General features: G+C 62.7%; 12 protein-coding genes. 5 read left to right on the top strand and 7 right to left on the bottom strand.

Annotated elements, in window-relative coordinates; translation table 11 throughout:
- Positions 1–536: 536 nt before the first annotated feature.
- Complete coding sequence (locus VZC39_RS11275) at positions 537–13,775, top strand: retention module-containing protein (protein ID WP_434662551.1); 13,239 nt, start codon at positions 537–539, stop codon at positions 13,773–13,775.
- Between the two features lie 138 nt (positions 13,776–13,913).
- Here VZC39_RS11275 and glpC read toward each other — a convergent pair whose 3' ends face one another.
- The 6 genes from glpC to VZC39_RS11245 form a co-directional block, all read right to left on the bottom strand.
- Positions 13,914–15,116, bottom strand: coding sequence for an anaerobic glycerol-3-phosphate dehydrogenase subunit GlpC (gene glpC, locus VZC39_RS11270; RefSeq protein ID WP_434662548.1), 1,203 nt, complete (start codon positions 15,114–15,116; stop codon positions 13,914–13,916).
- Positions 15,117–15,219: 103 nt separating this feature from the next.
- Positions 15,220–15,354, bottom strand: a complete 135-nt coding sequence (locus VZC39_RS11265; protein ID WP_434662545.1) for a hypothetical protein — start codon at positions 15,352–15,354, stop codon at positions 15,220–15,222.
- Position 15,355: 1 nt separating this feature from the next.
- Positions 15,356–15,490: a hypothetical protein gene (locus VZC39_RS11260; RefSeq protein WP_349917944.1), complete on the bottom strand. Its 135-nt coding sequence runs from the start codon at positions 15,488–15,490 to the stop codon at positions 15,356–15,358.
- 1 nt (position 15,491) lies between these two features.
- A complete protein-coding gene (gene glpB / locus VZC39_RS11255) occupies positions 15,492–16,787 on the bottom strand; it encodes a glycerol-3-phosphate dehydrogenase subunit GlpB (protein ID WP_434662543.1) in 1,296 nt (431 codons plus the stop codon).
- Entirely contained in the window at positions 16,784–18,433 is a 1,650-nt protein-coding gene (gene glpA / locus VZC39_RS11250) for an anaerobic glycerol-3-phosphate dehydrogenase subunit A (protein WP_434662540.1), read from the bottom strand. Before glpA ends, glpB begins: the two co-directional genes overlap by 4 nt.
- 271 nt (positions 18,434–18,704) lie before the next feature.
- Complete coding sequence (locus tag VZC39_RS11245; protein WP_434662537.1) at positions 18,705–19,160, bottom strand: YchJ family protein; 456 nt, start codon at positions 19,158–19,160, stop codon at positions 18,705–18,707.
- A gap of 123 nt (positions 19,161–19,283) precedes the next feature.
- On the opposite strand from VZC39_RS11245, the gene VZC39_RS11240 reads away from it, so the two are divergent.
- From VZC39_RS11240 to VZC39_RS11225, 4 genes are all read left to right on the top strand, one after another.
- Positions 19,284–20,951 carry a methyl-accepting chemotaxis protein gene (locus VZC39_RS11240; RefSeq protein WP_434668462.1) on the top strand — a complete coding sequence of 556 codons (1,668 nt, stop codon included), beginning with the start codon at positions 19,284–19,286 and terminating at the stop codon, positions 20,949–20,951.
- A 104-nt stretch (positions 20,952–21,055) separates the two neighbouring features.
- Positions 21,056–22,267 (top strand): ROK family protein, encoded by a 1,212-nt coding sequence (locus tag VZC39_RS11235; RefSeq protein WP_434662534.1) that lies wholly within the window; start codon positions 21,056–21,058, stop codon positions 22,265–22,267.
- Positions 22,264–23,847, top strand: coding sequence for a sensor histidine kinase (locus tag VZC39_RS11230; protein ID WP_349917935.1), 1,584 nt, complete (start codon positions 22,264–22,266; stop codon positions 23,845–23,847). Before VZC39_RS11235 ends, VZC39_RS11230 begins: the two co-directional genes overlap by 4 nt.
- Positions 23,848–24,513: a response regulator gene (locus tag VZC39_RS11225; protein WP_434662531.1), complete on the top strand. Its 666-nt coding sequence runs from the start codon at positions 23,848–23,850 to the stop codon at positions 24,511–24,513.
- A 130-nt stretch (positions 24,514–24,643) separates the two neighbouring features.
- Here VZC39_RS11225 and VZC39_RS11220 read toward each other — a convergent pair whose 3' ends face one another.
- Positions 24,644–26,182, bottom strand: a complete 1,539-nt coding sequence (locus VZC39_RS11220; RefSeq protein WP_434662528.1) for a tripartite tricarboxylate transporter permease — start codon at positions 26,180–26,182, stop codon at positions 24,644–24,646.
- Between the last annotated feature and the right edge of the window lies 1 nt (position 26,183).

Here is a 26,183-nt window from a genome sequence, read left to right as displayed (position 1 = left end):
GCGCTAGATCAATTGACAGGGAAGAGAAAGCACAGAAATGGGATCCAGATTGGATTCCTATCTTTATCGATGGGTTACGGACGATGGGTGGCAGGGCCTGTCGGCAGTGACTGAAGGAAAGTTTTCAGGAAGAACGTTCCTCAACCGAGGGGATGATAGGCCAAGATAAGCCTGTTTTAACTGAATGAGAAATGCATTGATATGCAATTGCTGATTTTGAAAAAAACGGACGTACTTTAGATGCTTAAATAAAGTGTCGATTATTTAATGGGCTGTCTCTCGGACGCTATTTGTCGCAACAATAGAGTCAATAGGGTTACGCTACGCTATAATCGTTACCCTTCGAGTCCTTTTTTTGTAGATTAAACGGAGTGGTAACGATTTCATTGCATTTAATAGGACTAATAACGCTATTTCCTTTCTATATTTTCGAAAATGCCGAAGGGTTCTCCAGACTGGACAGGGGTAAAATAGGCGTCTATTCACCACGGATTTGTATTCTTTAGAGTCCGTGCTCATGAGTTGGAGATGAAGTTATGGCTGAGCTGCGAATTGAAAAACCGACCCTCATCAATCATCTGGAGGGCAAGGTCTTTGTGATGGATGCCGACGGCACCCTTCGTCCTGCCACCGTGGGCATGCAGCTCCAGCCCGGCGAAAGCCTGTTGACCGAAGGCAATGGCCGCTTCGAACTGGGAGATCCCGCCGACGGAGAGAACCTCGATCAGGCCGAGTTGGCCAAGGCACAGCCGGATCCCCAGGCCGTCGATCCTGAACTGGCCAGCCTGCAGCAGGCCATTCGCGAAGGGGCCGACCCGACCGCCGTGTTCGAAGAGACTGCCGCCGGCAATGCGGCGGCAGGGACAGCCGGGGGGGTCGTGGGCTCCAGTGCCGGTGGCTTCGTGGTGGTGGATCTCAACAATGAATTCACCCTGGCCGAGGCTGGTTTTGACACCGATTACCAGATCCAGCCCCAGGGCAATGAAGAGCCCTACGTGGAGGATCAGGATCTGCAGGCCTATATCACCATCACCGAACCCCAAACCGACGACAACATCATCAACGCGGACGAGGCGGCCGGGGTCATCATCCGTGGCACCGTACAGGATGTGGAAGTTGGCCAGACGGTGACCGTGACCCTGATCGATCAGGATGGCAATCGTCTCACCACCACCACAGTGGTGCTGCCCGGGTTCGTCTGGGAGGCCAATTTTGGCGATGTGACCGGCAAGCTGACCGACGGCCCCCTGACCATACAGGCCGATACCCAGGATGCCGCCGGCAATCGTGCCAGCGATCTGGGCCATACCCTGCTCGATACCATCACCACCATCACACTCGATCTGGCCGATGAAAGCGACACCGGCGCCAGCCAGGTGGACGACTTGACCCATGACACCACGCCGCTCCTGCAAGGCAAGGGGGAACCCGGCGCCACCGTTACCCTGAGTCTGGGTGGCAACGTGGTGGCGGTGCTGGTCGTCGATGGCAATGGCAACTGGCAATACCAGATCCCCAATACCCTGCCAGATGGTGCCTATGACTTTCGTGTCGACTCGGTGGACATCGCCGGCAACCGTGCCAGTGACAACCTGACCGTCACCGTCGATACCCGGGCCAGTATCGATATCGATGATCTCGATACCAACCTTATCCTGGGCCATAACAACGTCACCCTGAGCGGTACCACCACCGAGGTGGAAGCGGGCCAGAGCGTCACCATCACCCTCATCGGCCAGAATGGCCAGATTCTCTACAGCGGCAGCGCCCTGGTGGGCAGTGACGGCCGCTGGCAGTTGAACGGCCTGGATCTGACGGGCATCACCGGCCCCTATGAAGTCAGGGCCGAGGTGACCGATCTCGCGGGCAACCGGGTGATAGACGGGGCTCCTCTCATCGGTCAGAGCGATGTGTTGACCCTCTCCGAGGGAGACCTGGCCAAGGGCCCCATCACCGCGACCGGTTCCCTGCACACGGGGGCGGGGCTGGATGGCAATCTGCAGGTGAGTTTCGCAGCCGATCAGGGGGCCCTCCAGCAGCTTGGCCTCAGCAGTCATGGTTCTCCCCTCAGTTATCAGGTGGTCGGCCAGACCCTGACGGCCACGGCGGGTGGCAACACCGTCTTCACCCTGACCCTCGCCAATGACGGCAGTTATCGCATCGTCTGGAACCAGAGTCTGGATCACGGCCAGGACAATGTAAGCCTGCCGTTCTCGCTGGAATATCGCGACAGCGACGGGGATCTGGTGCATGCCAATCTCAATGTCAATCTGGTGGACAGCACGCCACCAGCCTTCACGCTTCCCTCTGTCTCCCTGACCGAGGATGGTTTCACCGATCAGGCGCCCGTGGTGGGACAGAGCCACTTCGTGATTGGTCACCAGGCCGATCCCTTGGTGGCGAGCAGTGCCGTCTTCGCGGATCAGGCCAATACCCTCGTTCGTCTCAATGGCAGCGGCATGAGCAGTGACGGCCATGTGCTGAGCTTCGAGTTCAGCGGCGATCGCCTGCTCACCGGTTATTACCTCGATGGCAACGGCAATCGGGTGGAGGTGATCAAGGCCGAGCTGACGGCTACCCAGTCGGGTAGCGACATCGACGGCCTGGTCACCATCTCCCTGGTGGGGCCGCTGGATCACCAGGGCAGCGATACGCTTTCCCTCGGTCTCAGCGTGTCGGCCAAGGAGATAGATGGGGATGAGACCCGCGCCGATCTGCAGGTAACCATCCATGACGGGACAGATCCCAGCCTCGGCACTGACGCCGGCATCAGCTTGCAGGAAGGGGGCACCAACCAGAGCCTGGACGGCCAGCTGCCAGTCAGTGTGGGCAGCGATCGCCTGGTCTCCCTCAATTTCGAGGCAAGCCAGCCGGGCCTAAATGGCCTCACCAGCGGCGGCAAACCCACTACCTATCAGGTTAATGGCAATGTGATCACCCTGTCCGATAGCGCTGGCAAGGTAATTTTGACTGTTACGCTGGGTCTGGACGGCAAATACCACCTGCAACTGGATGGCGTGCTGGATCAGCCGGTGAACAGCAACAGCGTCAATCTGGGGCTGCAGGTGCAGGGCACCGACTTTGACGGTGACCACAGCAACCTGGGTACCCTCAACATCACCATCACGGATGGCGCCCTGCCGAGCGTGGATGCCGTCTCCCTGCATCTGGTGGAAGACAGCGACTGGGGCACGGCCCAGAGCCTCTCCGGTCACCTCAATATCACCGCAGGCGCCGATCCCCTGGTCAATATCAGCTTCGATGCCAACCAGCCGGGCCTGCAGGGGCTCACCAGCGGTGGCCAGCCGGTGGTGATCAGCATCAGCGGCAACAGCATCAGCGGCAGCATCAACGGCCAGAATGTCTTTACCCTGACCCTGGATCAAAACGGCAACTACGTCTTTACCCTCAACCAGCCGCTGGATCAGGGCAGTGCCGACAGCCTGCTCAAGGCGGGCTTCACGCTCACAGACAGCGATGGTGACACCGTTTCCTCCACCCTGAGCGTCGCCATCGGCGACGGCGCCAACCCGGTGATCAGCGCCGTGACCGGCACCGAGATGAAAGAGATCAACCAGGGGGATGCGGGGCTGGTGAGCCATATGAGCTTCACCGTGAGCCACGGCTCCGATGCCCTGGATCAAAGCAGCCTCAAGTTCGATATCGCAGCCATCCAGAGTAGCCTTGACGGCAAGTACAGCAGCCACGGCAGTCCGGTCACCTTCAGCCTGGATGCCAATGGCAACCTGGTGGGGACCAGCGCCGATGGCCGCGAAGTGCTGCGCGCCGAGCTGGAACTGGTGGACAACAATGGCAACTGGAGCGTCAGTGCCAAGGTGACCTTGAGCGCCGAGCTGGATCACCAGGGCAGCGAGTCACTGGATCTGCCGCTCACCGTGACCCTGAGCGACAAGGACGGGGACAGCGTCTCCACCGACTTGCCGCTCACCGTGAAGGATGGCAACGCGCCTGGCTTCGTGGCAGGCACCGGAGTCAATCTGGATGAGCGCGCGCTCGATGGCAGCAATACCTTGACTGGCACCGGTCATTTCGAGATTAACGCCGGGTCTGATCGGGTGCAGGAGGTGTCGTTTGCCGACGTCAGCCAGCAGCCAGCCTTGACCGCTCTCGGCAAGCCGGTGATCTATGAGCTGGTGGATGGGGATCCGACGATCCCGGGCAACCAGATCCTGAAAGGCTATGTAGAAATCAACGGCGTGCGGGTCGAGGTGCTGCAGGTGGAGATCAGCGGCAACCTGAACAACGCCGCCAGCAATGGCTTCGATTACAAGGTGACCCTGTATCAAGGGGTGGATCAGAGTAACGGGGCCAGCAAGGAGCTGCCGTTCCAGATCAACGTGGTGGACCACGACAAGGGGGCTGGCAACAACGACAGCACCAGTGGCACCCTCAATATCACCATCGCGGAAGGGGACAAACCGACCCTGAGCCTCACCGGGGTGACCCTGTCTGAGGGTCGCTTCGATGGCGCCGCGAGCAACCAGACCGGCGACGATCAACACGCAAGTGGCACCCTGACCATCAAAGCGGACTCCGATCCCGTGGTGGATGTACGACTGACCCTCTCTGGCCAGGTAGTCGATGCCAGCGGCAACCCCATCACCCACAACGGCGAGACGCTCACCTGGCAGGAAGTGCCGGGCAGCAACGGCCACAGCTTCCAGGCGGTGACGGCAAGCGGCACCCTGGTGCTGACGGTGACCCTGCCGAATGTACCGGGTCGCATCGAAGCCCAGACCGAGGAGCACCTTGGCTACGACATCACGGTACACACCAACCTGGACCACGGGGCGAGTGACAACCTCAACCTGACCCTGCCGGTACAGGTGACCGACAGTGATGGCTCGGTGATCAACGGCAATACCAACGTTGTGATCACTGACTCCGACAACCCTGATCTGGGCATCGACAGCGGCATCAGCCTGCAGGAAGGGGCATCCGGCCAGACCCAGGATGGCCAACTGCCGGTCAATGTGGGCAGCGATCGCCTGGTCTCCCTCAATTTCGAGGCAAGCCAGCCTGGCCTCAATGGCCTGACCAGCGGCGGTAAACCCACTACCTATCAGGTCAATGGCAATGTGATCACCCTGTCTGATAGCGCTGGTAAGGTGATTTTGACTGTCACACTGGATCTGGACGGCAAATACCACCTGAAACTGGACGGCGTGCTGGATCAGCCGGTGAGCAGCAACAGCGTCAATCTGGGGCTGCAGGTGCAGGGTACCGACTTTGACGGTGACCACAGCAACCTCGGCACCCTCAACATCACCATCACGGATGGCGCCCTGCCGAGCGTGGATGCTGTCTCCATTTCACTCACTGAAGACAGCGACTGGGGCGCGGCACAGAGCCTTTCCGGTCACCTCAATATCACCGCAGGCGCCGATCCCCTGGTCAATATCAGCTTCGATGCCAACCAGCCGGGCCTGCAGGGGCTCACCAGCGGTGGCCAGCCGGTGGTGATCAGCATCAGCGGCAACAGCATCAGCGGCAGCGTCAACGGCCAGAATGTCTTCACCCTGACCCTGGATCAAAACGGCAACTACGTCTTTACCCTGAACCAGCCGCTGGATCAGGGCAGTGCCGACAGCCTGCTCAAGGCGGGCTTCACGCTCACAGACAGCGATGGTGACACCGTTTCCTCCACCCTGAGCGTCGCCATCGGCGACGGTGCCAATCCGGTGATCAGTGCCGTGACCGGCACCAGCATGACCGAGGGTGATCAAGGGGGCAAAGATGTGGTGAGCCATATGAGCTTCACCGTGAGCCACGGCTCCGATGCCCTGGATCAGAGTAGCCTCAAGTTCGATATCGCGGCCATCCAGAGTAGCCTTGACGGCAAGTACAGCAGCCACGGCAGCCCGGTCACCTTCAGCCTGGATGCCAATGGCGACCTGGTGGGGACCAGCGCCGATGGCCGCGAAGTGCTGCGCGCCGAGCTGGAACTGGTGGACAACAACGGCAACTGGAGCGTCAGTGCCAAGGTGACCTTGAGCGCCGAGCTGGATCACCAGGGCAGCGAGTCACTGAGCCTGCCGCTCACCGTGACCCTGAGCGACAAGGACGGGGACAGCGTCTCCACCGACTTGCCGCTCACCGTGAAGGATGGCAACGCGCCCGGCTTCGTGGCGGGCACCGGAGTCAATCTGGATGAGCGTGCGCTCGATGGCAGCAATACCTTGACTGGCACCGGCCACTTCGTGGTAGATGCGGGCTCGGATCGGGTGCAGGAGGTGTCGTTTGCCGACATCAGCCAGCAGCCAGCCTTGACCGCTCTCGGCAAGCCGGTGATCTATGAGCTGGTGGATGGGGATCCGACGATCCCGGGCAACCAGATCCTGAAAGGCTATGTGGAAATCAACGGCGTGCGGGTCGAGGTGCTGCAGGTCGAGATCAGCGGCAACCTGAGCAACGCCGCCAGCAACGGTTTCGATTACAAGGTGACCCTGTATCAGGGGGTGGATCAGAGTAACGGGGCCAGCAAGGAGCTGCCGTTCCAGATCAACGTGGTGGACCACGACAAGGGCGCTGGCAACAACGACAGCACCCGCGGCACCCTCAATATCACCATCGCGGAAGGGGACAAACCGACTCTGAGTCTCACCGGGGTGACCCTGGCAGAGGGGCGCTTCGATGGCGCCGCGAGCAACCAGACCAGCGACGATCAGCATGCCAGCGGCACCCTGACCATCAAGGCGGACTCCGACCCAGTGGTGGATGTGCGGTTGACCCTCTCTGGCCAGGTAGTCGATGCCAGCGGCAACCCCATCACCCATAACGGCGAGACGCTGACCTGGCAGGAAGTGCCGGGCAGCAATGGTCACAGCTTCCAGGCGGTGACGGCAAGCGGCACCCTGGTGCTGACGGTGACCCTGCCGAACGTGCCGGGTCGCATCGAGGCCCAGACCGAGGCGCATCTTGGCTACGACATCACGGTACACACCAACCTGGACCACGGGGCGAGTGACAACCTCAATCTGACCCTGCCGGTACAGGTGACCGACAGTGACGGCTCGGTGGTGACCGGTAGCACGACGGCGGTGATCACCGATGCGGCCGATCCGGTGATCGAGTCCATCGGCACTGTCACCGTCAAGGAGTCAGATCTCAATGGCGGCAGTGGCCAACATGGCGGTACAAGCCCAGCAGGCACGGGAGAGATTGCCCAGGGCCAGGTGGTCATTCATGCCGGCAGTGACAGGGTTGCAGCCCTGCAGCTGGATGTGGCGCGCTTCAATGCGCTCAACCAGCTCACCTCGGGCGGCAAGCCGGTCACCATCAGCGCCGATGCCCAGCCGGGCGTCTATCTCGGCAAGGACAGCGCAGGCAAGCTCATCTTCAAGCTGACGCTGGATGTCTCGGGTCGCTATACCTTCGAGCTCACGGGCAACCTGGACCACAGCGCCCAGGGCAAGGATCTGCTCGATATCCAGTTGCCATTGCAGGCCCTGGATCATGACGGGGATCTCAGCGCCGAAGTGATAGGTCACGTCAGTGTGCAGGACGATGTCCCCGTGGCGGTGGATGCCAGCAAGACCCTGAATGAAGGGGCCAGGGTCAGTGGTGATCTGCTGACCACGGCCCACGAAGGGGCGGACGACGCCGTGGTGAGGTCGGTCACCATCAATGGCACCGAGCATCCCATCGCCGCCAGCGGCAATACCAGCATTGCGGTCACCGATGGCTCGGGGCAAGTCATCGGCACCCTGGTGATCAATGCCGAGGGCAATTACACCTTCACCGCAAAACCAGGTGTCGATCACAGCAACAACACCCTGGTACAGCAGATAGAGTTCCATCTGGTGGATGGGGACGGGGACACCGATGATGGCACCCTGACTCTGACCATCAAGGATGAGGCGGGCAAACTCACCGTTAACGCCGTCACCGGTCATGAAGACGCGGGGGCGGGGGATCCGACCCATGGCATCCCCATCAACATGCAACTCGATATCGGCGACTACGACCGTGGCGAGCATGTTGAGCAATTGCTGATCCAGGCACCCGCCAACGCCCACGGCACCTTCTACTACAACGGGGTTGCTCTTACCGTCATCAGTCAGGGTGGCAAGACCTGGTATCAGGTGCCGCCAGAGGCGATGCAAGCCGTTGCCGGTACCAACGACAAGTTCGAACTCAAGGGTGTGACCTTTGTGCCCGATCACGACTATTCGAGCTACAACGATGGTGGCAATCCCCTGCGCTTCCCTGTCCAGGTGCAGGTCGGGGTCACCGAGGGGGCCAATCCGCCGGTACTCTCCGGCAACCTGGATATCACGGTGCAGGGCATCGCCGACAAGCCTGTCTGGGAGAGTACCAATACCCACCAGCACTACAGCACGGACGAGGACAGCAATGGCATCGCCCTCAATATCAAGGCGGCGGTGACCGATACCGATGGCTCCGAAACCCTGAGCTACCAGATCAAGTGGGAATCCGGCCAGGGTACTCTGACCCTCGATGGCAAGACGCTCACCCCGGATGGCAACGGCATCTATACCGTCAACGGTGGTGACATCAACAAGATCACCGTGGTGCCCGGCAAGGACTACAGCGGGGACATCAAGCTGACGGTGACGCCGGTGAGCACCGAGAAAACCCCCGTAGTGACCGGGCAGGAGACGGCCCTCGGCGACCCCATCGAGCTGGTTGTCAACGTCAACCCGCTGGCGGATGACGCCAAGCTCACCGTGCGCGAGATCCAGGGCAAGGAAGACACCCTGCTGGATCTGGGCAGCAAGATAGTGCTGGCCCATCTGGGGGACACCACGGATGGCTCAGAGCAGATGTTTGTGCGCATCAGCGGCCTGCCCGCCGGTGCCACCCTGCTGCTCGGTGGCGTGGCCGTGACCATGGATGCGAACGGCTATTACGAGGTGCCCTACGATCGCATCGGCGAATTGCAACTGATGCCGCCGAAAAACAGCAACGTGGACTTCGATCTCACCATCAAGGGGGTGGTGAAGGACACCGCCACCCTGACCGATGCCAATGGTCAGACCCACACCGTGGTCAACGAGAAGGAGACCGGCTCCCAGAATCTGCACGTAGATCTGGTGGGGGTGGTGGATGAACCGCACTTCAACCTGGACAGCACCGGCTGGACGCCGGATGCGGCCGGTAATGGTTACACCATCACCATCGCGGAAGATGGCCGCGCTCCCCTCGATTTCAGATTGGAGTCGGGGGAAAAGGTGGACACCCCGCTGGACAACTCCGAAACCCTCAATCTGGTGCTGGAAGGATTGCCGGAAGGGGCCAAGGTGTTCGATGGCAACGGCCAGGAGCTGACCCTGACCTTTGCCGGTCTGGATGCCAGTGGCAAGCCCATCTATCAGGTCAATGTGTCGGATCTGGGCAACCTGCAGATCCAGCCACCGCCCAACAGCACCGCCGACATCCACCTCATCGGTCACGTGGTGGTGACCGAGAATGACGGGGATCACAAGAGCTTCGACGTACCCCTCACCATCAAGGTGGAACCGGCCATTGATGCCGGTGACTACGCCAAGACCAGCCATGGTTTCGAGGACGAGTTCGTGGTGCTCGACTGGCATCCGACGCTGACCGATGGCGCCGAGCAGGTGACTCACCTCAGCCTCTCCGGTATCGAACCCGGCTATGAGATCTGGATCAGTGTGGGAGGGGTCAATACCCAGTTGACCGTGAGCGGCGGCGCCGTGGATCTGAGCCAGAGCCAGTTCGACAGCCTGATCAATGGCGGCAAGCTGCTGGTACGGGCGCCAGAGGACAGTGACAAGGACACCAATATCCAGAGTCACGTGACCGTGACCCAGCATGATGTGGACTCCAGCGTCACGGCCACCAAGGTGGTCAATGGCAATCTGCACGTGGATATCCAGGCAGTGGTGGAGCCCGATGGCAACCTTGTTCAGACGGGTGGGGCGTTGGAAAGCCCGGACGGACACGATATTCCGTTGAACGGCGTCTTCGAATTTGAAGACCTGGACCCCAGCAGTGTCGAAACCATCGATTACCTGGTCATCAGCGATCTGCCACCCGGCTTCGTGGTGGTGGGCGGGATCAACGATGGTTACGGCAACTGGACCGTGCCCCACGATGCCCTTGGCAACTATGCCCTGCGTTCCCCCGATGGTTTCACCGGCACGGTGACCTTCAAGGTGAGTGCCATGGTCGTCGATTTGAGTGACGACGGCGATCGCAGTGTATCGGTACAAAAAGATCTGACTGCCAGTGCTGACTTCAATGCCGCGACCACCTCCGGTCAGGTGGCCGCCACGGTCGATCTGGACAACAGCCAGCCCATCATTGGGGTGGAAGATCACCGCGTCGATTTTGGCCATCAGCTCAAGGACATGATCACCCTGGGCACCGCGGATATCGGTGACGACGAGCTCAGCATCGTCCTCACCGGCCTGCCGCCGGGTGTCAACGTGCAGGGGCTCACCTACGACTTCGTCAACGGCGAGTACCTTATCAAGCTGCCAAACGGCCTGAGCGATCTCGACAACCTGACCCTGACCCTGCCGGAAGACTATGCCGGCAACGATCTCAGCCTGCATGTGCGCCTGGTCAATACCGATACCGTGAGCGGCGACACCAAGACGGCGGATCAGGACATCACCCTCTCCATCACCCCTGAGGTAGACACCAACGGCGGCACCGATGGCGTACCTGAGCTGCATCTGAATGTGAAGGACATGAACGGTGACGGCCAGCCGGACAACCTGGAAGATACTCGCATCCACCTCGATCTCTCGGTCAAGCTGGCGGATATCAGTAGCTCAGTGCAAAAAGGTGGTTTGGAGACGGTGGAACGGGTGACCGTGACCGTCGATGCCAAGTACGGCCACTTCCTCGACGCCAGTGGCAATCCCTTCCAGTCCCTGGTGGTGGATGCTGATGGCCTCAAGGATCTGGTGTTTGTGCCCAGGGAACACTTCAGCGGTCAGGTGCCGCTCGATGTGACCGTGGATATTCTGGACACCGCCACCACGGGCACGGATACCGGCAGCTGGAGTGGCCAGGTGGGCTTCGAGGTCAAACCGGTCAACGATCCCGCCAAGATCATCGTGCACGACGTGCAGGGTGATGAAGATGGCAGCGTCAACCTGGGGGGCTTTGGTGCCGAACTTATCGATAACGACGGCTCCGAACAGATAGTCGGGATACAGATCTCCGGGGTACCGGATGGCTTCACCCTGTCGGCACCGGCGGTCAACAACGGCAACGGCGTCTGGCAGATCCCCGTGGGGACCGACTTCTCCAAACTGACCCTGATCCCGCCGGCGGATTTCAGCGGCAGCGTGGATCTCACCCTGACCGCCTATACCCTGGACAAGGGTCTGAGCGTACCGCTCGACACCAGTGGCAACTTCACCGTCACCGTCAACCCGGTGGGGGATGTGATCATCGCCGACATCGAGGCCAAGGCGAGCGGCACCGAGGGGGATGTGATCACCCTGAACCTGGGACTGGAGACCCGGGATACCCAGGCCACTGGCGGCAGCGCCAGCAATGTGCACGAGAATGGTCCGGAGCAGGTGCGGGTCACCATCGAAGGGGTGCCTGATGGCGCCGAGATCCGACTGCCAAACGGGGTCAATGGCACCGTGGTGGATCTTGGCAACGGTCGCTGGGAAGTGACCACGGATGGCACCAAGCTCGATGCCATCGAACTGGTGACCAACGACGCCAACGGCGCACTGGATCTCAAGGTGACGGCCCAGAGTTTGGACAACGGCGCCCTCGGCCCCGAGGTCAACGGCACCATTCATGTGGATGTAAGCCCGGTCAACGATGCTCCCATCAACCTGTTGCCGACGGATCCCCAGGTGGCGCAGGAGGATCAGCCCTTCGTCATTCAGGGCCTGCAGGTGAAGGATGTGGATGCGCAGAGCGGCACCATGAGCATCACCCTCTCCGTCGAGCACGGCACCCTCAACCTGCCGGCTGGCAGCGGGGTGACGGTGACCGGCAATGGTTCCGGTTCCCTGGTGCTGACCGGCACCCTGGCGGATCTCAATGCCCTGCTCGCAGGGGGCGTCACCTATCAGGGGGATCCGGACTTCCACGGCAATGACAATCTGACCATGGTCACCAACGACAATGGCAACACCGGCAGTGGTGGCCCCCTGAGCGACACCGACGTGCTGCCCATCGAGGTGCAACCGGTCAACGATGCCCCTGTCAACGTGCTGCCGACGACACCCCTGGTGGCGCAGGAAGACAGCCCCTTCACCATCCACGGTCTGCAGGTGAGCGATGTGGATGCGGGCAGCGGTGATATCGAGGTACGCCTCTCCGTGCAGCATGGCATCCTGACGCTGGCCGCCGGCAGCGGCGTGGTGGTGGCGGGCAGCGGCACGGATTCCCTGGTGCTGACGGGCTCTCTTGACGAGATCAATGCCCTGCTCAATGGTGGCGTGATCTATCAAGGCGTCCAGGACTTCAATGGCCAGGATGCGCTGACCATGGTCACCAACGACAAGGGCAACACCGGCAACGGTGGTGCCATGACCGACACCGACGTGCTCCCCATCGAGGTGCAGCCGGTCAACGACGCCCCGGTCAACCAGGTACCAACCAACATGCAGGTGAAGGAGGATGGCTCGCTGTCACTCTCCGGCATCAGCGTCAAGGATGTGGATGCCGGCACCGGTGCCATGTCCATGACCCTGCGGGTCGAGCACGGGGTGCTGACCCTGCTGGGGGCGGCGGGCGCCGTCTCGGTACAGGGGGCGGGCACCAGTGCCATCACCCTGGTGGGATCCCTCGATGATCTCAATGCGCTGATCAATGGCCAGCTGCACTACGAGCCCGCCAAGGATTACTGGGGTCAGGACAACCTGACCATCACCACCTCGGATCAGGGCAATACCGGGTCGGGCGGCGCCTTGACGGATACCTCCCACGTCGGCATCACGGTGACGGCCGAGGCCGATGATCCCCAGCTCAGCCTCGGGGCCCATGACATTCATGCCCTGCAGGGAGGCTGGATCCCGCTCAACCTCAGCGCCAGCGTGGTCAACCCGGCGCCGGGCGAGCTGTCGGTGCGGATCCAGAATCTGGGCGGTGCCCAGGTGGTGGACGAGCACGGCCAGAGCGTGGGCCATGCCGATGGCAGTGACTGGCTGCTGCCCATGGATCAGTCGGTCCCCCTCTACCTGAGCGGTCTGACGGCGGGGGATCATGCCCTGACCCTGAGCGCGGAATCGAGCGCAGGGGGCACCACCCTCAGCTCGCCGCTGGAGACCCTCAACATCCACAGCCAGAGTGGCAACACCCTGACGGGGACAGACAGCGCGGACTGGCTGTTTGGCTCAAACGGTGATGACCGTATCCTGGGTGGCCTGGGGGATGACGTGCTGCGCGGGGGTCAGGGCAATGACATCCTGACCGGTGGCGGTGGCAGCGACCACTTCGTGTGGGGCAATGGCGATGCGGGAACGGCGGGGCAACCGGCCATTGATACCATCACCGACTTCCAGCCGGGCCAGGGGGACAAGATAGACTTGGCCGACCTGCTCAAGGGGGTGACGGACAGCAGCGTGGATGGCCTGCTCAATCACCTGTCAGCCTCCGTCACCACGGGCAGCGGCGGCCTCAGCGACGTGAACCTGTCGGTCTCCCCGGCGGGTGATGGGCAGGTGACCCAGCAGATCACCCTGAAGGATGTGGACCTGAGTGGCTGGAACCTGAGCGGCTCCTCCTCTCACGACATCCTGCAGTCCATGCTGGATCAACACAGCCTGATCATCCAGCACCCCTGATGGACGGGCGATAAACGAAAAGAGCCGGCAATTGCCGGCTCTTTGTTTTGCTGCCTCTACCTCATCGCATTACGCTGCCATTGATTGACTTGGTAGATGATCTGCGCATAAAAACGCGACTGAGGCAGTGTTTGATGGTTATGCCAGCGCCCTTGCCAGCAGATGGATGGGGTGCTCGCAGGCATAGGGCGTGCTCATCTCTATCTGCCACTTGCAGGTCTCGCAGTCGGTGATGACGAGATCAGGGTTGATGCGATTTATCTGATCAAACAGCCCCTGGCCTATGGTCTGGCTGGTCTGGTAGTTCTCCGACTTGAAGCCATAGGTGCCGGCGATGCCACAGCACTGGGATTCGAGCACCGTCACCCTGACCCCGGGAATGGACCGCAGCAGCTCCAGCGTATAGATGACGCCACCCATCTTCTCCATGTGGCAGGGGGTGTGGTAGGCGATGTGCAGGTTGAGCGGCTTCATGGCCGGCTTGTTGCCCCGATAGAACTCATTCCAGATGAAGCGGGTCACCAGGGAGATCCTGTCTCGTACCTTGCGGTTGTCCTGCTCTAGCAGGTGAGGATATTCGTCTCGCAGGGTGAAGCCGCAGGTGGAGGAGGTGGCCAGCAGCGGCATCTCGTTGCCGAGCAGGCTGTTCTCCATCTGCCGGATGTTGAACGCCGCCTGCTGTTTGGCCTTGTCCATGAAGCCGTTGGCAATCAGGGGCACGCCGCAGCACTTCTCCCGCTCCAGCAACTGCACCCCGATCTCCATGGCGTTGAGCACCTGCACCAGCTCCTTGCCGAGCTGCGGGTGGTTGTAGTTGACGTAGCAGCCGTGGAAGTAGGCGATCTGGCGCTCAAAGCGGGCCTGAGCCTCTTTCTGTTTCTTGTACCAGCCGCGGAAGGTGCCCTGGGAGTATTTGGGCAAGTCCCGGTGGGAGGAGACGCCGAGGGCCTTGTCCAGCACCTGCTTGACGGGTTTGAGGCCGGTGGTGAAGTTGACCACGGGAGCCATCAGGGTGGACATGCCCCCCATCAGATCCGTGTGGGAGAGCACGAACTCGCGGATCCCGGGTTTGAGTCCGCCGTACTGGTGCTTGGCCTTGGCGATGATGTCGCCGATGCGCACACCGCTCGGGCAGGCCACCTCGCAGCGCTTGCAGTTGGTGCAGTACTTGAGGGCGCTGTCAAACAGCGCCGGACTCTTGATGCGCAGCCGCTCGCCGTCGGGGCCGGCCTGCTTCGGGCCCGGGTAGGCGGGATTGGCCTTGGCCACCGGACAGTAGGCGGTGCAGACGGTGCATTTGATGCACTGATCGAAGGTTTGGTTGGCGTGATCCAGTAGCATGATTTACTCCTCCCTGGCCGGATTGGCAGCATGAATGGCGCGGCAACGGGATGATGGGCAGGGCAGCTGACTGCCCGCAGTGACATGGAAAAGGGGAGTCATCTCAGACCCCCGCCAGGATATGAGCGGCGGCTTGCCAGCCGGTGGCGACGGCGACGCCCGAGCCCGAACCCTCGCGCAATTGGGCATCGTAGTGGGTCAGTGGGCGGCCCCGAGTGAATAGCGAAGCGTGGCTCATCTCAGACCCCCGCCAGAATATGACCGGCGGCCTGCCAGCCGGTGGCGACGGCGACGCCCGAACCCGAGCCCTCGCGCAATTGGGCATCGTAGTGGGTCAGTGGGCGGCCCCGAGTGAATAGCGAAGCGTGGCTCATCTCAGACCCCCGCCAGGATATGACCGGCGGCCTGCCAGCCGGTGGCGACGGCGACGCCCGAGCCCGAGCCCTCGCGTACCGGGTCGTAGTGGGCCAGCACGCTGCCCGCCCCATAGAGGTTGGCGAAGGGTTTGCCGCCGCGCAGTACCCGTAGTCTGTCGTCCGTCTTGACCCCGAAGCCCAGGAAGGGGTGGTGATCGAACAGACGGCGACCGGCCCAGGCGTCGCGTTCCGGCAGGCTCAGCACGTCGGCATCGAAGATGGGCTCGCGAATGCCGCCAAGGCGTGACTCCAGCCCGCGGCTGAAGAAGCTGCCGGAGGCGAGCACGAAGTTGTCCGCCTCGAACAGCTGATCGTCCCCGTTCTGGCTATGGACCCCGACCACCCTGTCGCCCTCATAGCGGGCCCCGAGGACTCGTTCGCTGGTGAGGAAGGTGCCGCCAAGGTGCTGGAAACGGCGCCTGAGGGTCTCCTGCATCCGCATGCCGATGAGGGAGGGAGGCATGGTGGCCACCTCCCGGATGGTGCAGTCGGTGAGCCGCTCGAGCTCGGCCAGCCGCGGGCCGACCAGCCCGAGGGAGAGGCAGGCGGGCAGCACCAGGTGGCGACAATCCGGCTCGCCGCTCTGGGCGATCATCTGATTGATCTCCCGGGCGAGGGCGGTCAACAGATCCGGCTGGGCGCTCCCTGCCTGTTGATCCCCCAGCTGCTTGTCAAACAGGCGGGCGATGTCGGCAGAGCGAAACTCGTGGGGGTTGTGGCTAAATGCCGCCAGCTGGGGCAGGTTAAGCTCGCCGGTGAGGATGCGGCAGTGGGCAAAGCGCGGCTGGACGCCGAGATTGGCCGCCGCCAGCGCCGGGTGGAAGTCGCGAAATCCACTCAGGGTGGCCAGCAGCAGGCTCTGGGGGATGGGAGTCTCGGTGACGCAGGCACAGGTCTCAGGGGAGAGCCAGGTGGCCTTGAGGGTACCGATGGGGGTGATGCGATGATGGTTCTGCTCCTGGCGCACGAGAGGCAGCCCCTCACTCCCGCAGTGCTGCTGCAGGGCGTCCAGACTCGCCATGATGTTGACGAGCCCCACCTTGTTGTAGGGGTGCTCGGGTCGCTCGGCCATAAAGGCGGGGAGGGCGGCGCGGGGATCCCCGTCGGCGTCGAGCAAGTCGACGGAGCCGGAGGAAAAATGCAGGGCGCTCTGGCCCGAGGCCATCAGCAGGGTCTTCTGGCCCGCTTCGGCCAGACGCAGGGCGGCGGACAGCCCCGCCATGCCGCCACCGATGATGATGGTATCGAACTTCATGATGGCTCTCCTTGGGTCTCGACAGGCGTCTGGGTGACGAGGTGTGGCGATGTCCACTCCCCGAGGCCGAACAGGCCCTCATAGATCCAGTAGGTAAATTCGGTTTCCCGCAGGGCATCTCCCCAGAGCACCGGACGGGTACCCTTGTGACGCTCCTCCAGGAACTGGCGCAGCATGACGCAGGCCTCGCGGCCGTCGGCCTTGCCGTACTCCTGCATCAGACCGGCGGCGCGATAGGCGCACAGCTCCCCCTGGCAGGGGCCCATGCCGAGGCGCGTGCGGCGGCGCAGATCCACCAGATTGTCCACGTCGAGCTCCCGCAGGGCGTATTCGATCTCCCCCGCGGTCACCATCTCGCACTCGCAGATGAGGGCGTTGGCCTTGGGGTTGTCCCGGAAGAACGCGATGACCCGCTCGCCGTGGCGGTACTGGGCTGAGCCGACCGCAGGCACCGAGAGGCCGGGGGCGGAGACCTTCTCCGGATCCCGCGAACCGGGCAGGGCCAGTTCGGCGGTGCGGCAGGGCTGGCTGTTGCCAAGCTTGCTGGCGATGAGATCCGTGGCCCATTCGGCCATCAGCCGATAGGTCATCAGCTTGCCGCCGGTGATGGTGTTGAAGCCCTTGAGGCCGTCCCGCTTCGCGTGATCCAGCAAGACGATGCCGCGGCTGATGTTGCGGCCCGACTCGTCCCCGTCCACCGCTACCAGGGGGCGCACCCCGGCGTAGGCGCGCAGCAAGCGGGTGCGCGCCATCACGGGAGCGAGCTTGATGCCCTCGCGCAGCAGCACTTCCACCTCATCGGGTTCGACGGTGAGCTGATCGATTTTGTGGTAGTCGATGCGGCTCGAGGTGGTACCGATGAGGGAGATGGTGTCGCCCGGTACCAGGATGTCCGCATCCGCCGGCTTGCGGGCCCGGTTGAGCACCAGTTGGTTGATGCGGTAATCCATGATGAGCAGGGAGCCCTTGGCGGGGAACATGCGGATGCCGAGATCCCCGTACTCGCAGATCTGCTGGCCCCAGATGCCGGCGGCGTTCACCACCTCCTGGCACTCCACCTCGAACGCCTCGCCGGTGCGGGTGTTGATGGCCCTGACCCCGTGCACCCTGTCCTGGCTGCGGAGCAGCCCCAGCACCTTGCTGTGGGTGAAGATGCGGGCGCCGTGCTCCTTGGCGTCCAGAACGTTGGCGGCGGCGAGGCGGAAGGGGTCGACGGTGCCGTCCGGCACGCGAATGGCACCGATGAGCGCCGGGTTCACATTGGGTTCGAGACGCAGGGCGTCGCGGGGATCCAGCTGCTCGGTCTCGATGCCGGCCTGGGCGCAGGCCGCCATGAAGGTGGCCTGAAAGCCGATGTCATCTTCCGGCAGGGTGACGAAGAGGCCGCCGGTGTCTTCGACGCAGTGGCTGGCGATCCGCTTGAGGATGCGGTTCTCCGCGATGCACTCGCGGGCGGACTCCTGATCCGTCACCGCATAGCGGGCGCCGGAGTGGAGCAGGCCGTGGTTGCGACCCGTGGTGCCGGCGGCGATGTCATCGCGCTCCAGCAGGATACAGTCGACGCCGCGCAGGGCGCAGTCACGCATGATGCCGGCGCCGGTGGCACCGCCACCTATGATGACGACCTCTGTGGTTATTCTTTTCATTTTTGCCCGTCTCATCTCTTCCAGATGGGGCCAGTGTGGCGCCTTTGAGGACAGAAATGTTTGATATGGGCCAAGTTAATGTTCGCAAACGCTCATAAATGGCAAGGGTATGAGCATTTTGTGATTGTTGTCACAACGCAAAGACGACAAAGGGGCCGACGGCCCCTGGGTGGATGACCCGGGAAGGGGTCAGGCGGTGATCATGTATGCTGTCTCGTTGACAGGTACAGATCACTTTGACTGAAGAGCGTCATTGTGGTGGCACATCCATCTAGCCGCAGCACTTTTTGAACTTCTTGCCGCTGCCACAGGGGCAGGGATCGTTGCGCCCGACCCGCAGGGGGGCGGGATCCTGCTCCCCGTCGGTGTAGACCCAGCGCCCCTGATAGCGCACGAAGCGGGAGCGCTCGTGCAGACAGTGACGCTCATTCCCCTCCAGAAACCAGGCCTTGAACTCCACGCTGCCCTCGTCATCGTATTGACTTCCTTGCGCCGCCATTATCTCCAGGCCATCCCACCGGGTATCGGTCTGGGAGAGCTGTTCGGCGGTGAGGGTACCCAGGAAATCCGGGTGCCAGCTGTGCACCAGATAGTCGCCTAGCCCCAAGACAAAGGCGCTGTAGCGTGAGCGCATCAGCTGTTCGGCGCTGATGGCCGGCTGGCCGTCGTGAAGGGGGCCGCAACATTGGGCGAGAGAAAGTGCGCTACCGCAGGGACAAAGGCTCATGAGTCGGTTAACCGGGTCGATAAATCAGGTGGCGGGATTGTAGCGAAAGCGGCCCCCCCTCGGCCAGCAGGTCGAACCGGTAGGAACGGAACACCCCATAAAAATGGCTAAAGGAAGTACATGATGACTCTGAAGCAGAAGATCCTGTTGTTGGGCGCGCTTCCCGTGCTGCTGATGGCCCTGGTGGTCAACCTCAGCAACTATTTGATTTCCAAAAACTCGCTGGAATCCGAACTGGTTGCGGCCAGGGACAAGGCGCTGTCTGAGCGCAAGGCGCTGCTCAGCAGTTACCTGATGCTGGCCAAGACGTCCATCGAGCAAGCCTATGCCGAACCGGACAGCCCGGCGGCGCGCGAGCGGGTGAAAGAGATATTGCGCCCTCTGCGTTATGGCAGCGACGGCTACTTCTTCATCTATGACTTCCAGGGCAATACCCTGCTGCTGCCCACCCGCCCCGAGGTGGAGGGCAAGAATCGCTGGGAGGACAAGGATACCCGGGGAACGCCCCTCATCCAGGGGATCATCAAGTCGGCCCGGGAGGGGGATGGGTACACCGAGTACTGGACCAACAAGCCCTCCCTCGGTCGGGATGCTCCCAAACTCTCCTACAACCTGCTGCTCGACAAGTACCAGTGGGTGGTGGGGACCGGTTTCTACATCGATGACATCGACAGCGAACTGGCGACCCTGCGCACGGAGCGCGAGCAGAACATGCATGACTCCCTCAAAACCGGAGTGCTGCTGATCCTCGTGATCCTGGGGGTGACCCTGGCGGCCACGGTGGCCATTGGCAATCGGGTTACCCGGCCGCTGGCGGAGGCGGTGTCGGCCCTCAATGACATCGCCGACGGTGACGGGGATCTCACCCAGCGCCTCAAGGTGCAGAGCAAGGATGAGGTGGGTCAGCTGGCCAGTGCCTTCAACCGCTTCGTCGAGCGCATTCAATCCGTGGTGAGCCAGGTGGGGGAGACCAGCCATCAACTGCTCGGCGCCGTGGAGAAGCTCCATCGGTTGAGCGAACACTCGGATCGGCAGATGCACGGCCACGGCAAGGAGACGGATCAGGTGGTCACCGCCGTGACCGAGATGAGCTCCACCGCCCAGGAGGTGGCAGCCAGCGCCTCCAACGCAGCCAGCGCCACCAGTGATGCGGCGCGAGAATCCGACGCCGCCCGCGAGGTGGTGGGCAGCGCCATCGGCAGCATCAACCGGTTGGTGGACGAGGTGCACATCGCCGCCGGCGTCATCGAGCAACTGGCCCAGGAGACCGGCAAGATTGGCTCCGTGGTGGAGGTCATTCGCGGCATCGCCGAGCAGACCAATTTGCTGGCCCTCAACGCCGCCATCGAGGCGGCCCGGGCCGGTGAGCAGGGGCGCGGCTTCGCGGTGGTGGCGGACGAGGTGCGCTCCCTTGCCGGACGTACCCAGCAGAGCACCAAGGAGATCAACGAGATGCTGCAACGCCTGCAAGGGGGCGTGAAGCAGGCGGTGGAGGTGATGCAGGCCAGCGAGTCCCGCAGCCAGGAGACGGTCCAGGAGGCGGGCCACATCGCCAGCTCCCTCGACAGCATGGTGGCGGCGGTGGGCACCATCAATGACATGAACATCCAGATAGCGACGGCGGCGGAGGAGCAGCATGCGGTCTCCGAGGAGATCAACAAGAACCTGGTGGCCATCCAGCAGATCGTCAGCGAGCTGACCGAGGCGGCGGGTGAATCCAGCACCACCACCCGTGCACTGGCGGATACGGGCGATAAATTGCGCCAATTGGTGGCTCGCTTCCGTTACTGATCACATTTTTGCCATCTGGACGCCATGTCCAGATGGCAAATTTGGGGATCGACGCAGAATGTGTGAAAATCGCAACATTCGTTCTTTGCGTCAGCCCCCAACCCATGAATGAGATCGTGAAAGGCAGTATCGATTTGATCCGTCAGCTCAACTACGGCCTGGTCTATGCCAGCCTGGAGGAGCACAAGGAGCTGTCCCGGACCGATCTGTCCCGTCTGACAGGGCTCTCACCGGCCAGCATCACCAAGATCACTCGCGAGCTGCTCGATGGCGGCCTCGTCGTCACCTGTGGCGAGAGTTCGGTGGGCCGTGGTCGCCGCCAGACCTTGCTGCGCATCAACGAGCGTCGCTTCCAGTTTCTCTCCATGCGCCTCGGCCGTGGCTATGTGGACATGGCCCTGTTCGATCTCTCCGGTCACTCCCTCGCGCGCCACCGCCACCAGTTCAGCGAGGCGGAGCGCACGGATCTGCTGGCCAGCCTGATGCGGGCCATCGAAGGCTTCCTGCCGAAGAAGGCGCTGCGCCTTGCCTGCATCGCGCTCTGCCTGCCGGGGCAGGTGGAGCGCCACTCCGGCATGGTCAAACACTTCCCCTATTACGATCTGCGCAACTGGCCGCTGGGCCCCACCTTGCAAGAGGCGTTCGGGGTGCCCGTGCTGGTGAGCGGTGACGTGCGCACCTGGATCCAGGCCGAGCGCGAATGGGGCGCCGCCAAGAATTGCGCCGATGCGGTGCTGGTGTTCGTGCACAACGACATCGGGGTCGGCATGGTGGTCAACGGCCAGCTCATCGAGAGCGAGGCGGCCCTGCTCGGGGATCTCAGCCACCTGCAGCTCGAACCTTATGGCCAGCGCTGTTACTGCGGCGGTTTTGGCTGTGCCTGCACCCTGGTGACGAATCAGGCGCTGGAGGCCCAGTACCGGGACCTGCGCGAGCGCATGCAGGAGCACGATCTGCCGACGAGCGTCACCATTCGCGAGCTGTGCGAGCTGGCGCTGGCGGGCAACAGCCTCTGTCAGGACATCCTGCATCAGGCGGCGGGTCGCCTCTCCCGGGTGTTGTCGAACCTCATCTGCCTGCTCAATCCGGGCAAGCTGCTGCTGGGGGGAGAGATCACCCGCGCCGATCGGCTGCTGTTCCCCATGCTGCACCAGTCCCTGGCGAGCCAGCTGCCCGCTGAATACCTGACGCGACTGCAGATAGAGTCCACCCACTTCTACGAAGATCCCACCAAACCCACCTCGGTGCAGGTCCACAAGGCCCTGCGCGACGGCAGCCTGCTGCTGGAGCTGCTGCGAGGAGACAAGGAGGCATGAAACTCGGGTTGCAAGGACGCATCCTGTTCATGCTCTGTCTGGTCAGCCTGTTGCAGCTGGTGCTGCTGAGCGGGGCCAGCTACTACTATGTCGCCGAACAGCGCTATCAGGACGTGGGGGATCAGGCCCTCGACGTGGCACGGCTGGTGGCCCGCGAGCCCGGCGTCATCGCCGGGGTCAAGCGCGCCGATACCGCCCGTCTCAACGTGCTGGTGGAGCGGATGCGGGGGGAGGTCGGGGCCAGCTACATCGTCATCGGTGACGCCGATGCCCGGCGCCTGGTCCATCCCAATGCGGATCGGCTCGGCAAGCCCATGGTGGGGGACGATCCTGCCCGTGCCCTGCAAGGGGAGTTCTACATCTCGAGGGCGCAGGGATCCCTTGGCAGCGCGGTGCGCGGCAAGGGGCCCATTCGCGACGAGATGGGCAAGGTGATCGGGGTGGTGTCGGTCGGCTATCTGGTGCGGGACATCGACGCCGACCTGCGGGGCTTCCTGCGCTTTGGCCTGCTCTGCACCCTGCTCATCGTGATCCTCAACAGCGCCGCCGCCGGCTGGCTGGCCCGGCGCTACAAGCGGGCCATCTTCGGCTTCGAACCTGAGCAGATAGGGCGCCTCTATGCGGAGCTCGACTGCACCCTGCGCACCGTGCGCGAAGGGATCCTCACCATCGACGAGCAGGGTAGGCTCACCTCCATCAACCCCAACGGCATCAAATTGCTGCGCCTGGATGAAACCGTTGCCAGGGCCGCCATTGGTCAACCCATCGGCCAGTTGCTGCCGGGCAGCCGCATGCTCTCCATCCTGCAAGAGCAGAGCCCCCAGTTTGACGAGGAAATTGTCCTCAACGGCCAGCCCCTCATCGTCAACCGGTTGCCGCTGGTGCAGGAGGGACGCCTCATCGGCGCCGTGTCGAGTTTCAGGCGCAAGGATGAGCTGGCCGAACTCAGTGCCCAGCTCTCCCAGGTCCAGGCCTACAGCGATCTGCTGCGGGTGCAGACCCATGAACACAACAACCAGCTCGGTACCATCGCCGGCATGATAGAGCTGGGTGCCACCCAGGAGGCGCTCGCCTTCATCGGGCGGGAGGCCGCCACCGAGCAGACCCTGCTCAGCTTCCTGATGGGGGCCATCGGCAAACCCAAGGTGGCGGGACTGCTGCTTGGCAAGTATCACAGGGCCCACGAGCTGGGGCTGGTGCTCATCGTCGATCCCGACGCCTGCCTGCAGGACATTCCCGCCAGGGTGAGCGGCTCCCAGCTGGTGACCCTGCTTGGCAATCTCATCGACAATGCCTTCGAGGCGACCCGCCGCCACGGCGCCCCCTACCAGCCTATCCGGGTGGCCTTGAGCGATCTGGGACAGGATCTCATCCTCGAGGTAGAGGATGGGGCCGGCGGGGTGGATCCCGCCCTGGCGGACAGGCTGTTCGAGCGGGGGGTGAGCAGCAAATCCGAGCCGGGCCACGGCATCGGCCTCTCCCTGGTGCGCAAGACCCTGGACGCCCTGCAGGGACAGATCACCATCGAAGCCACGGCGCAGGGAAGTTGCGTCGTCTGTTACATTCCCAAGGAGGTGTGAGTGATCAAGATCCTGATCGTCGAGGACGATCCGGCCATCGCCGAGATCCACCGCCGCTTCGTGCAGCGGCTGTCTGGATTTGACGTGCTGGGGGTGGCGCTCACCCTGTTCGATGCCAGGGAGCAGATAGCCATCCTCAAGCCCGATCTGGTGCTGCTGGACGTGTGGCTGCCGGACGGGGAGGGCTTCTCCTTGCTGCGGGAGCTGCGCCAGGCCGGCGCCAGCCTTGACGTCATCCTGCTCACCGCCGCCCGGGAGGCGAGTGCCCTGCAAGAGGCGATGCGCCTCGGAGTGGTGGATTTCATCCTCAAACCCGTGGTGTTCGAGCGTCTGCGAGACACCCTGGAGAAGTACCGCCAGAGCATCGCCGCCCTGGCGGCGTTGGCGGACATCGATCAGCAGGCGGTGGATGCCTTGCTCGGTACTCCCTTGCAACAGGTGGCGGCAGCCGGCCTGCCAAAGGGGATCGACGGACTCACCCTGCAGCGGGTGCTGACCGCCCTGACCGCCGAGGGGGCCAGCGCCGAGGAGGTTGGCGCCAAGATGGGGGTGAGCCGCACCACGGCGCGCCGTTATCTGGAGTTTCTGGTGGGTCAGCAGCTGGCGAGCCCGGATCTCGAATACGGCACCGTCGGACGGCCGGAGCGGCGCTACCGCCGCCACTGAACATGGGGTGAATATCACACAAGAAAAGAGCGCCTGTTGGCGCTCTTTTTAGTAGGGTTTGCTCCCAGTCGGGGTATCAAGGGCTCTGCTCATTATGGGTAGAGTACAGAGGTGGCAGAGGCTCATCGATTCAGTGGCTGGTGGCCGGCTCCCCCTTGAGGGACTTGTTGGCCTTGCGGGCTTGCCACCACTGCCAGGCCGGCAGCAACAACATCACCAGGGTCACCAGGGTGAAGCCCAGGGTAATGGGGCGCTCCCACAGGAAGCTCAGGGAGCCGTCATTGATGACCAGTGCCCGGCGCAGGTTGTCCTCCAGCATGCCGCCCAGGATGAAGCCGAGCAGCATGGGGGCCATGGGGAAGTCCAGCAGGCGCAGGCCGATGGCGACCAGGGCCACCAGTGACATGACATAGATGTCCATGGTGTTGAAGGAGACCAGATAGACCCCGATCAGCGAGAACAGCAGCACCATGGGGATGAGCACGGGGCGCGGCACCTGCAGGATCTTGGCAAGATAGGGGATGAGCGGCAGGTTGAGGATCAGCAGTACCACGTTGCCAAGGTACATGGAGATGATCACCGACCAGAACACGTCCGGATGCTCCATGAACAGACGCGGGCCCGGCTGGATGCCATAGGCGATGAGGGCGCCCAGCATCAGTGCCGTGGTGCCGGACCCCGGGATCCCCAGGGTCAGCAGGGGCACGAAGGCACCGCTGGAGGCGGCATTGTTGGCCGCTTCCGGGGCGGCAACGCCGGTCAGGCTGCCCTTGCCAAACTCATCCTTCTTCTCCTTGCGGGCGAAGTTGCGCTCGGCCCCGTAGGCCATGAAGGAGGCGATGGTGGCACCGGCCCCTGGCAGCACGCCGATGAAGAAGCCGAGCACCGAGGAGCGGGCGACCGGGGTCGCTATCTCTTTGACCTCCTCCTTGCTGAGCTTGAGGGAGCCGAGTTTCTGGATCTGCGCCGCCTCTTCGGCACGGGAATCCTTGCCAGGGCGCAGCACCGTCATCAGGATCTCCGCCAGGGCGAAGGTGGCCATGGCCAGCAGCAGGAAGGAGAAGCCATCGCGCAGGTCCGGCAGGCCGAAGGTGAATCTGTCTACCCCGACGCTGCGATCGATGCCGACGGTGGAGATCATGATGCCAAACAGCGCCATGATCAGCGCCTTGAGCACCTGACCCTTGCCGGCAAAGGCCGCCACTGCGGACAGACCCAGCACCATGAGGGCGAAGTAATCCGCCGACTGGAACGAGAGGGAGACCTTGGCGAGCAGGGGCGCCGCCACCATCAGGAAGATGGCGGAGAGGGTGCCGCCGACGAAGGAGGCATAGGCGGAGATGGCCAGTGCCTTGCCCGCATAGCCCTTGCACGCCATGGGATAACCGTCGATGGCGGTGATCATGCTGGCGGAGCAGCCCGGGGTGTTGATCAGGATGGAGGCGGTGGAGCCGCCAAACATGGAGCCGTAATAGACCCCGGCCATCAAAATGATGCCGGAGGCGGGATCCAGCCCGTAGGTGATGGGGATCATCAGGGCGATGGCGGTGACGGGGCCAAGCCCCGGCAACATGCCGATGAAGGTGCCGACGAAGCAGCCGACCACCACCATGAAGAGGTTGATGGGCATCACGGCGGTGCCGAGCCCTTGCAGAATGCCGTCTAACATG

It is taken from the genome of Aeromonas sp. NJAU223, from assembly GCF_051125555.1.
GTDB classification, from domain to species: domain Bacteria; phylum Pseudomonadota; class Gammaproteobacteria; order Enterobacterales; family Aeromonadaceae; genus Aeromonas; species Aeromonas veronii_G.
The sequence above is the reverse complement of the archived record's forward strand: the minus strand, read 5'-3'. Positions and strand labels throughout refer to the sequence as shown.